The sequence below is a fragment of the Streptomyces sp. NPDC001514 genome (genome assembly GCF_053597075.1).
Map to the genome: position 1 here is coordinate 108,361 of NZ_JBSFHO010000026.1, position 10,089 is coordinate 118,449.

A 10,089-nucleotide genomic window follows, 5' to 3' on the forward strand; every position below is an offset into this window, starting at 1 on the left:
GGAGCCGCTGTGATCAAAGTCGTACGGGGCAACCCGACCCCGGAGGAGCTGGCCGCCGCACTGGCGGTGGTCCAGGCGCGCGCCGCGGCGACGGCTTCCGCCGCGTCCGGCGCGCCCCGGGTGCCGGAGGAGTGGTCGGATCCGGCACGCATCGCGCGGGCACGGGCACTGCGGCCGGGCCCGCGGGCGTGGACGCGCACGTTCTGGCCGGGGTAAGGGCTCGGAAACGGACGCGTCCACCCACAGAACTTCACCACGACAGGAGCTTCACCACGGCCTCGCCGGCCCGTGATGAGTCCGTTGTCACCGGGGCGCCTGAGTACGGATACTCAGGCGCCCCGGGCGTGACCGCAGCACGATCGAGAGCATGCTGTGGTCCGACCCGGAGAACGAGCCTCCAAAGGAAATGCGCGACATGCAGGCGATGATGCGCCGCGCGGGAATTCTGCTGGCGCTCGCGATGATCGTCGCGATGTTCGCCGTCGGGCTGCGCTGAACCGGTCTGCGCCGAGTCCGCCTGCGCCGAGCCGGCCTCGGCCGACGGGATCCCCGGACCGGGGCCCGCCCCCGCCTCGTCCCCCTACGATGGCCCGCATGACCGTTCAGTCGCGCCGCCGTGTCGTCCTCGCCTCCGCCTCCCCCGCCCGCCTCGCCCTGCTCCGGAACGCCGGACTGGCCCCCGAGGTGATCGTCAGCGGTGTCGACGAGGACGCCCTGACCGCCCCGACCCCGGGCGAGCTGGCCCTGGTGCTCGCCGAGGCGAAGGCCGCCGCGGTCGCGGGCCGCGACGAAGCCGGCGGGGCACTGGTCATCGGCTGCGACTCCGTGCTGGAGCTCGACGGCGAGGCCCTCGGCAAGCCGGCCGACGCGGAGGAGGCCACGGCCCGCTGGAAGTCGATGCGCGGCCGCGCGGGCATCCTGCGCACCGGCCACTGCCTCATCGACACCGCCACCGGCCGCCGCGCCTCCGCGACCGCCTCCACGACCGTGAACTTCGGCGACCCGACGGACGACGAGATCGCCGCGTACGTCGGGAGCGGCGAACCGCTGCACGTGGCGGGCGCGTTCACGCTGGACGGCCGCTCGGCGCCGTTTGTCGACTCGATCGAGGGCGACCACGGCAATGTCATCGGCCTGTCGCTGCCGCTGCTGCGGCAGCTGCTCGGCGAGCTGGGGATCCGCATCACGGACCTCTGGGTCGAGCGCGACGAGGCGTAGCACCCGGTCCGGGTCCAGGCGGGTCCCCTAGGCGGGCGCGGTTCCGTCCGTCGGCGCCGGGGCCGACTCGTCCGTCGGCGCCCGACCGTCCGGCTCGCTCTTCTCGTAATCCCCGTACGCCACCAGGGACAGCACGATCAGCCCCAGCACGACCATCATGAACGCGAAGGCGGACCAGCCGACCAGGCCGACGCAGAGCGCGCCCAGTACGCCGTTCACGACCGCGCAGACGATCAGCAGGACACGCGCGAACCGGCCCGGTGCGCGGTCGCGCAGACCGGCGAGCAGCAGGATCAGTCCGCAGGCGGCGAGGTAGGCGCCGAAGACGCCGCCCATCACCCAGGTGCTGGTCGACATCACGTCGGGGTCCAGGCCGTCCAGGGACATGCTCTGGTTGTCCACGACCGTGGCGAGGATCCCGTTGATCGCCACGATTCCCACGGCTTCCAGGAAGAGCACGAGCGCGGCCACCACGGCCACCGGTCTGCGCGCCACAGCGCCCACCCCTCAGTTCCGGTCCGGTTCTCAGCGTCTGTTACCTGCAGTACGAACGACACCGCGAACGCTACTAACGGGTAAACCTCCGGACAAGGGCCCGGACACGGGCAAAGAATCATTCGGCCATTCGTAGGGACTCGACAAAGAAACGTGTCGCGCCGCTGAACGCCTGCGCAGAGACCTTGGCCACATCCGAGGGCTACGCTGCACAGCAGGAACCCGGCGTACCGTGGTGCGACAAGGGGTTTCGCGGCATGGATGCGTCCCGAATCACCCTCCGTGTGGGCAAGCTCACGACTGGGAACGGGTCGAAACGTCGTGTCGGTAGTCCCTAAACTCAGCGTGTTTCAGCGAAGTCTTCGGCGCGGTGACCCGCCGAGTGCTTCGGCCGGGTGAACGAGCCCGGCCGGAGGCCGGCCCGCGGCGTAGCCGCACACCGGGGGTGGTATCCCCCGGGATCAACACAGCAAGGAGGGAGCCATCGTGCGCAAGGTGCTCATCGCCAACCGAGGCGAGATCGCTGTCCGCGTTGCCCGTGCATGCCGGGACGCCGGGATCGCGAGCGTAGCCGTCTACGCCGATCCGGACCGTGACGCACTGCACGTCCGCGCGGCCGACGAGGCGTTCGCCCTGGGCGGTGACACCCCGGCGGCCAGCTACCTGGACATGGGCAAGGTCCTGCAGGCCGCGGCCGATTCGGGTGCGGACGCGATCCACCCCGGCTACGGCTTCCTCTCCGAGAACGCCGATTTCGCGCAGGCCGTCATCGACGCGGGCCTGACCTGGATCGGCCCGCCGCCGGCCGCGATCCGCGATCTGGGCGACAAGGTGGCGGCCCGTCACATCGCCCAGCGTGCCGGGGCCCCGCTCGTCGCAGGAACGCCCGACCCGGTCTCGGGGGCCGACGAGGTCGTCGCGTTCGCCAAGGAGCACGGGCTCCCGATCGCCATCAAGGCCGCCTTCGGCGGCGGCGGACGCGGTCTGAAGGTCGCCCGCACGCTGGAGGAAGTGCCCGAGCTGTACGACTCCGCGGTGCGCGAGGCGGTCGCCGCCTTCGGGCGTGGTGAGTGCTTCGTCGAGCGGTACCTGGACAAGCCGCGGCACGTGGAGACCCAGTGCCTGGCCGACCGGCACGGCAACGTCGTCGTCGTGTCGACGCGTGACTGCTCGCTCCAGCGCCGCCACCAGAAGCTGGTCGAGGAGGCGCCCGCGCCGTTCCTGACCGACGAGCAGAACGCGGAGCTGTACCGCGCCTCCAAGGCCATCCTCAAGGAGGCCGGTTACGTCGGCGCCGGCACCGTCGAGTTCCTCGTCGGCACGGACGGCACGATCTCCTTCCTGGAGGTCAACACCCGGCTGCAGGTGGAGCACCCGGTCACCGAAGAGGTCACCGGCATCGACCTGGTCCGCGAGATGTTCCGGATCGCCGACGGCGAGGAGCTGGGCTACGACGACCCGGCGCTGCGCGGGCACTCGTTCGAGTTCCGCATCAACGGCGAGGACCCGGGCCGCAACTTCCTTCCGGCGCCCGGCACCGTCACCGTCTTCGCGCCGCCGTCCGGCCCCGGTGTCCGCCTGGACGCCGGTGTCGAGTCCGGCAGCGTCATCGGCCCGGCCTGGGACTCCCTGCTGGCCAAACTGATCGTCACGGGCGCCACCCGTGAGCAGGCGCTCCAGCGCGCGGCCCGCGCCCTGGCCGAGTTCAACGTCGAGGGCATGGCCACCGCCATCCCGTTCCACCGTGCGGTCGTCGCCGATCCGGCGTTCGCCCCCACCGACGGCACCCCGTTCACGGTCCACACCCGCTGGATCGAGACCGAGTTCGTCAACGAGATCCCGGCCTTCTCCGCGCCCGTCGGCGAGGAGACGGAGGAGGAGCCGGGCCGCGAGACCGTCGTGGTCGAGGTCGGCGGCAAGCGCCTGGAGGTCTCACTGCCGTCGTCGCTGGGCATGACGCTCGCGCGTACCGCCGCGGCGGGCGGCGCGAAGCCGAAGCGCCGCGTGGCGAAGAAGTCCGGCCCGGCCGCCTCCGGCGACACCCTCGCCAGCCCGATGCAGGGCACGATCGTCAAGGTCGCGGTCGAGGAGGGCCAGGAGGTCAAGGAGGGCGACCTCGTCGTCGTACTCGAGGCGATGAAGATGGAACAGCCGCTGAACGCGCACCGTTCCGGGACGATCAAGGGCCTGGCGGCGGAGGTGGGCGCGTCGCTCACGTCCGGCGCGGTGATCTGCGAGATCAAGGACTGAGCCTTCGGATCTTCGTCTCCGTGTGGGCCTGCCGGGTAAGCCCGGCGGGCCCACACGTGCGTAGGGGCGCAGGGGCGTATGGGCGCAGGGGCATACGGCATCCTGGATGCCATGACCACGAGCACGAGCACGGAGGCGGGTACGGAGGCGGGTACGGCACGGCCGATGCGGGCCGACGCGCGCCGCAACTACGAGCGGCTGCTCGTCGAGGCGCGTGCCGCGTTCGCGGAACACGGTACGGACGCGTCGCTCGAGGACATCGCTCGGCGGGCGGGCGTGGGCATCGGGACGCTGTACCGGCACTTCCCGAACCGCCACGCGCTCATGAACGCGGTCTTCCAGGAGGCCCTGGCGTCGCTGCTGGAGCGGTCGAGGGAGTTGGCCTCGGCGGAGCAGCCGTGCGCGGCGCTCGTGGAGTGGCTGCGCGCCATCATCACCCATGCGGGTGAGTACCGGGGTGTTGCGCGAGCCCTCATGTCCGCGTCCCTGTCCCAGTGCAGCGTCCCCCTCCTCGAAGCCGGCGCCCAACTGCTGGAACGGGCCCAGGAGGCCGGCACGGTCCGCGCCGACGTGTCGATCGACGACCTCATGCAGCTCACGAACGCGATCGCCCTGGCCGCGGAACAGGCCCCCACCGACCCCGACCTCCCCGACCGCCTCCTGACCCTGACCCTCCGCGGCCTCCGCCCCTGACCCGGTCGCGGTCCACGACCACCGCCGGTGGGTGGCGGGGTCGTCGCCCTCAGCAGCCGGGTGGGTGGTTTCTTCCCCCATTTCTCCCCTAGCTGGGACTTCGTCCTGGGGGACCCCCAGCGGAACGACTGCCCACAAACGTAGCGGTACGGCCCGCGGCGCGAAGCTGCCGCAACGGGGGCGGGGCCGGTCGCGCGTCTCGCGGCGCAACGCCGCCGCAACCGGGCCCCGGGGGACCAACCCCCAGCAACCCTGCAGCCCACCCGCCCGCGGCGCGAAGCTGCCGCATCGGGGCAAGGGCTGTCCCTCGTCTCGCCCGCACGAAGCCGCCACACAACCGAGCACGGGGGGCCAACCGCAGCCACCCGCGACGCAAAACTGCCGCAACAAACGGCCGGGCCGTCCCACGTCTCGCCCAGCAAAGCCGCCACAACCGAGCACGGGGGGCGCCAGCCCCCAGCAACCCTGCAGCCCACCCGCCCGCGGCGCGAAGCTGCCGCAACGGGGCAAGGGCCGTCCCTCGTCTCGCCCGCACAAAGCCGCCACACAACCGAGCACGGGGGCCAACCGCAGCCCACCCGCGACGCAAGCCTGCCGCAACAACGGCCGGGGTCCGTCCCACGTCTCGCCCCGCAAAGCCGCCCACAACCGAGCACGGGGGGGCACCAACCTCCAGCAACCCTGCAGCCCACCCACCCGCGGCGCAAAACTGCCGCAACGGGGGTCGCGTCTCGCGGCGCGAAGCCGCCACAACCGGGCGCGACGGGGGGCACCGACCCCAAGCAACCCCTGCAGCAGCCCACCCGTCCGCGGCGCGAAGCTGCCGCATCGGGCGGGGGCAAGGGGGGCGGTCCCGCGTCTCGCGGCGCGAAGCTGCCGTAACGGGGCTCGGGGGCGTCAGCCCCGGAAGCCTTCCCCCGGAGGGGGCGCTGGGGGCGTAGCCCCCGGGTTTCGGGAAGGGGCGGGGTGGGGGAGAAACGCACCCGCCCCCGAAAGCGTCAGCGGCGCCGGAGGTCCGCCACGCGCGGGCGATCCGGCTGGTCCGCCGTGAGGGACGTCGCCGCGGGGGCCGGGCGCAGACCCGGGTGGGTGCGGCGCTGGCCGGGGAGCGGGACCTCACGGCGAGGGCGCGCACTCTCGCCGCCGCCCGCCACCGCGACCTGCACTCCCTGGTCCGCCAGCGCCTGGAGCTCCGTCGCCGCCCGCTCGTCGTGCGGTGGCGGCTCGTCCGTCACCAGCCGCGTGATCACATCCGTCGGCACCGTCTGGAACATCGTGTCCGTGCCCAGCTTGGTGTGGTCCGCGAGGACCACCACCTCCGCCGCGGCCTGGACCAGCGCCCGGTCCACACTCGCCGACAGCATGTTGGACGTGGACAGCCCGCGCTCGGCGGTCAGACCACTGCCGGAGAGGAACGCACGGGAGACCCGAAGCCCCTGCAGCGACTGCTCCGCCCCGCTCCCGACCAGCGCATAATTCGAGCCACGCAGCGTGCCCCCGGTCATGACGACCTCGACACGGTTCGCATGCGCCAGCGCCTGCGCCACCAGCAGGGAATTGGTGACCACGGTCAGCCCCGGGACCCGCGCGAGCCGGCGCGCCAGCTCCTGCGTGGTCGTCCCCGCGCCGACCACGATGGCCTCGCCTTCTTCGACCAGGGCCGCGGCTGCGTCGGCGATGGCCGTCTTCTCCGCGGTCGCGAGATGGGATTTCTGCGGGAAGCCGGACTCTCGCGTGAATCCGCCCGGCAATACCGCACCGCCATGCCGGCGGTCGAGGAGTCCTTCTGCCTCCAGTGCCCGCACGTCGCGCCGTACGGTCACTTCGGAGGTCTGGACGACGCGGGCGAGCTCACGGAGCGAAACCGCCCCGTTGGCCCGCACCATTTCGAGGATCAATTGACGACGTTCTGCAGCGAACACGAAACTGACAGTAACCCCAGCGGCCGATATTTTTCAGCGCTTTGCGCCGAATTAGCGAAGTTGCACACACTGCGGATCGAAAAGTGGTATGGCCACGCCGCAACGGGGTCGGGAGATCGTCCCGCTTGACGGCGAATGACCCGCCTTACACCACGCTCGTGGTCTTCCTCGTGTGCAACTGGCGCGCGACCTCCGCGATCGAGCCCGACAGCGAGGGGTACACGGTGAAAGCGTTTGCGATCTGTTCGACCGTCAGATTGTTGTCGACCGCGATCGAGATGGGGTGGATCAGTTCCGATGCGCGGGGGGACACGACCACACCACCGACGACGATTCCGGTGCCGGGGCGGCAGAAGATCTTGACGAAACCGTCCCGGATGCCCTGCATCTTCGCGCGCGGGTTGCGCAGCAGCGGCAGCTTGACGACACGGGCGTCGATCACACCGCCGTCGACGTCCGCCTGGGTGTAGCCGACGGTCGCGATCTCGGGGTCGGTGAAGACGTTCGAGGAGACCGTCTTGAGGTTCAGCGGGGCCACCGCGTCGCCCAGGAAGTGATACATCGCGATCCGGCCCTGCATCGCGGCGACCGAGGCGAGAGCGAAGACCCCGGTGACGTCCCCGGCGGCGTACACGCCCGGCGCGGAGGTGCGGGAGACCTTGTCGGTCCAGATGTGGCCGGACTCGGTGAGGCGGACCCCGGCCTCCTCCAGGCCCATCCCCGCGGAGTTGGGGATCGCGCCGACGGCCATGAGGCAGTGCGTGCCGGAGATGACGCGGCCGTCGGCCAGGGTCACCTCGACGCGGTCGCCGACACGCTTGGCGGACTGGGCACGGGAGCGGGCCATGACGTTCATGCCGCGGCGCCGGAACACGTCCTCCAGGACGGCCGCGGCGTCCGGGTCCTCGCCCGGGAGCACGCGGTCGCGCGAGGAGACGAGGGTGACCCGGGAGCCCAGCGCCTGGTACGCACCGGCGAACTCGGCACCCGTGACACCCGAACCGACCACGATGAGCTCCTCGGGGAGCTCGGTCAGGTCGTACACCTGGGTCCAGTTGAGGATGCGCTCCCCGTCGGGCTGTGCGTCCGGGATCTCGCGCGGGTGGCCACCGGTCGCGATCAGCACGGCGTCGGCCGTGAGCCGCTCCTCGCTGCCGTCCGCCGCGGTGACGACCACCTGGCGGGAGCCGTCCATGGCCTGCCGCCCGTCGAGCCGGCCGCGGCCGCGCATGACGCGGGCGCCCGCACGCGTGACGGATGCGGTGATGTCGTGGGACTGGGCGAGCGCGAGCCGCTTCACGCGTCGGTTGACCTTGCCGAGGTCCACGCCGACGATCCGGGCGGCCTGCTCGATGTGCGGGGTGTCGTCCGCGACGATGATGCCGAGCTCCTCGTGCGAGGAGTCGAAGTTGGTCATCACCTCGGCGGTGGCGATCAGGGTCTTCGAGGGTACGCAGTCGGTGAGGACGGACGCTCCGCCGAGGCCGTCGCAGTCGACGACGGTCACCTCCGCGCCGAGTTGGGCGCCCACCAGGGCCGCCTCGTATCCGCCGGGTCCGCCACCGATGATCACGATCCGGGTCACTGGGGTTACGCCTCGCGCTCTCGCTCTGCCGGGTGCTCTCCGTCCAGCCCATTGTCCCGCACGCTTCAAGGTGCTTCGCGCCGGGGCCTTCGTACCCGTCGGGTATCCGCCGCCCGAGAACCCGCCGGGGCCGGGCCGGGGGATCGTGACGGGCGGTCACCGCTCCCCCTCCCGTACCCTCGATCCCATGTCGCTCTACGCCGCGTACGCCGGCAACCTCGACGCGCGGCTGATGACCCGCCGCGCCCCGCACTCCCCGCTGCGCGGCACGGGCTGGCTCAACGGCTGGCGGCTGACGTTCGGCGGCGAGCAGATGGGGTGGGAAGGGGCCCTGGCCACCATCGTGGAAGCGCCGCGCTCCCAGGTCTTCGTCGCGCTGTACGACATCGCCCCGCTGGACGAGGACTCCATGGACCGCTGGGAGGGTGTCGGCCTCGACATATACCGGCGGATGCGGGTGCGGGTGCACACGCTGGACGGCGAGGAGCCCGCATGGGTGTACGTCCTGAACGGGTACGAGGGCGGGCTGCCCTCGGCGCGCTACCTGGGCGAGATCGCCGACGCGGCCGAGTCGGCAGGCGCGCCGCACGACTATGTGATGGAGCTGCGCAAGCGTCCGTGCTGATGCCGCGCGGTCACGGCGACGTGTCGTGGCGATGTGTCGCGGCGACGTGTGTGCGTGGCCTCTTGTGCGTTACGACGAGGAAAGCGCTGCAGAGTCGTGAGCATCGTCATCTACGCGCGTAGGGCTTAACGGGATACCCTTTTCCCGTGAACGTTTCTGTTACCCACCCGGACCCCCACGCCGCGGCCACCGACGCCGCCGCACGCCTGCGCGAGCTCACGGGCGCCGAGACCCACGACGTCGCCCTGGTGATGGGCTCCGGCTGGGCGCCGGCCGTCGACGCCCTCGGCGCGCCCGAGGTCGAGTTCCCGGTCACCGAGCTGCCCGGCTTCCCGCCGCCCGCCGTCGAGGGCCACGGCGGCAAGATCCGCTCGTACAAGATCGGCGAAAAGCGCGCACTGGTCTTCCTCGGCCGTACGCACTACTACGAGGGCCGTGGCGTCGCCGCCGTCGCGCACGGCGTGCGCACCGCCGTCGCCGCGGGCTGCAAGACCGTCGTGCTGACGAACGGCTGCGGCGGTCTGCGGGAGGGCATGCGCCCCGGCCAGCCCGTCCTGATCAGCGACCACATCAACCTGACCGCGGCGTCGCCGATCGTCGGCGCGAACTTCGTGGACCTGACCGACCTGTACTCGCCGCGGCTGCGCGCGCTGTGCAAGGAGGTCGACGCGACGCTGGAGGAGGGCGTGTACGTCCAGTTCCCCGGCCCGCACTACGAGACCCCGGCCGAGATCAACATGGTCCGTGTGATGGGCGGCGACCTCGTCGGCATGTCCACGGTCCTGGAGGCGATCGCGGCGCGCGAGGCGGGCGCGGAGGTGCTGGGCATCTCCCTGGTCACCAACCTCGCGGCGGGCCTCTCGGGCGAGCCCCTCAACCACGAGGAGGTCCTCCAGGCGGGCCGCGACTCCGCTGCGCGCATGGGCGACCTGCTGACCCAGGTGCTGGCCCGCATCTAGAAGTACCGGGGGCTGACGCCCCCGGACCCCCGCGTGTCCCCCCGGGGGGTGCGGGGCCGTGGTGTGCCCGGTGCCGCGCGGTGGCCCGGAGGTGTCCGTCCTCAAGCGCCGGACGGGCTGTGCACCCGGTACCGCGGGCGCGGCCAGGGCGTCCGTCGTGTGCACCCGGTGCCGCCGGGTGGGCCGGGGTGTCCGTCCTCAAGCGCCGGACGGGCTGGGTGGTCGGGGGTGCCCCGTGCCGGGTCGGTGCCGTCCGGGTCCGCTCCGGGGCTCGTGTCCTGGACTGCGGTCCTCACCGCGCTTCGCGCGAGTTGCGGGCGCTTTTACGTCCAGAACACGACC

Annotated in this window: 10 protein-coding genes; 7 read left to right on the forward strand and 3 right to left on the reverse strand. The window is 71.9% G+C overall.

Annotated elements, in window-relative coordinates; genetic code table 11:
• Positions 1-9: 9 nt before the first annotated feature.
• The 3 genes from ACWCXB_RS25355 (at position 10) to ACWCXB_RS25365 (ending at position 1,218) form a co-directional block, all read left to right on the forward strand.
• Positions 10-216 carry an acyl-CoA carboxylase epsilon subunit gene (locus ACWCXB_RS25355; RefSeq protein WP_385416370.1) on the forward strand — a complete coding sequence of 69 codons (207 nt, stop codon included), beginning with the start codon at positions 10-12 and terminating at the stop codon, positions 214-216.
• A 151-nt stretch (positions 217-367) separates the two neighbouring features.
• Positions 368-496: a morphogenic membrane protein MmpB gene (gene mmpB, locus ACWCXB_RS25360; RefSeq protein ID WP_450725808.1), complete on the forward strand. Its 129-nt coding sequence runs from the start codon at positions 368-370 to the stop codon at positions 494-496.
• An 89-nt stretch (positions 497-585) separates the two neighbouring features.
• Entirely contained in the window at positions 586-1,218 is a 633-nt protein-coding gene (locus ACWCXB_RS25365) for a nucleoside triphosphate pyrophosphatase (protein WP_450725809.1), read from the forward strand.
• Between the two features lie 27 nt (positions 1,219-1,245).
• Here the strand turns inward: ACWCXB_RS25365 and ACWCXB_RS25370 are convergent, their stop codons facing one another.
• Complete coding sequence (locus ACWCXB_RS25370) at positions 1,246-1,722, reverse strand: hypothetical protein (protein WP_450725810.1); 477 nt, start codon at positions 1,720-1,722, stop codon at positions 1,246-1,248.
• Positions 1,723-2,199: 477 nt separating this feature from the next.
• On the opposite strand from ACWCXB_RS25370, the gene ACWCXB_RS25375 reads away from it, so the two are divergent.
• Positions 2,200-3,963: an acetyl/propionyl/methylcrotonyl-CoA carboxylase subunit alpha gene (locus ACWCXB_RS25375; RefSeq protein WP_450725812.1), complete on the forward strand. Its 1,764-nt coding sequence runs from the start codon at positions 2,200-2,202 to the stop codon at positions 3,961-3,963.
• A 165-nt stretch (positions 3,964-4,128) separates the two neighbouring features.
• The gene (locus ACWCXB_RS25380) at positions 4,129-4,656 is read left to right on the forward strand and encodes a TetR/AcrR family transcriptional regulator (protein ID WP_450725827.1); all 528 of its coding nucleotides are present in this window, start codon (positions 4,129-4,131) and stop codon (positions 4,654-4,656) included.
• Positions 4,657-5,654: 998 nt separating this feature from the next.
• Here ACWCXB_RS25380 and ACWCXB_RS25385 read toward each other — a convergent pair.
• Together ACWCXB_RS25385 and ACWCXB_RS25390 are read right to left on the reverse strand one after the other, a co-directional pair.
• A complete protein-coding gene (locus ACWCXB_RS25385) occupies positions 5,655-6,542 on the reverse strand; it encodes a DeoR/GlpR family DNA-binding transcription regulator (RefSeq protein ID WP_450725829.1) in 888 nt (295 codons plus the stop codon).
• A gap of 181 nt (positions 6,543-6,723) precedes the next feature.
• Positions 6,724-8,163 (reverse strand): NAD(P)H-quinone dehydrogenase, encoded by a 1,440-nt coding sequence (locus tag ACWCXB_RS25390; RefSeq protein WP_450725814.1) that lies wholly within the window; start codon positions 8,161-8,163, stop codon positions 6,724-6,726.
• A 187-nt stretch (positions 8,164-8,350) separates the two neighbouring features.
• Between ACWCXB_RS25390 and ACWCXB_RS25395 the strand changes: the two genes are divergently transcribed.
• Together ACWCXB_RS25395 and ACWCXB_RS25400 are read left to right on the forward strand one after the other, a co-directional pair.
• Complete coding sequence (locus ACWCXB_RS25395; RefSeq protein ID WP_018889198.1) at positions 8,351-8,788, forward strand: gamma-glutamylcyclotransferase; 438 nt, start codon at positions 8,351-8,353, stop codon at positions 8,786-8,788.
• A 146-nt stretch (positions 8,789-8,934) separates the two neighbouring features.
• Positions 8,935-9,747: a purine-nucleoside phosphorylase gene (locus tag ACWCXB_RS25400; RefSeq protein WP_450725816.1), complete on the forward strand. Its 813-nt coding sequence runs from the start codon at positions 8,935-8,937 to the stop codon at positions 9,745-9,747.
• Positions 9,748-10,089: the final 342 nt, after the last annotated feature.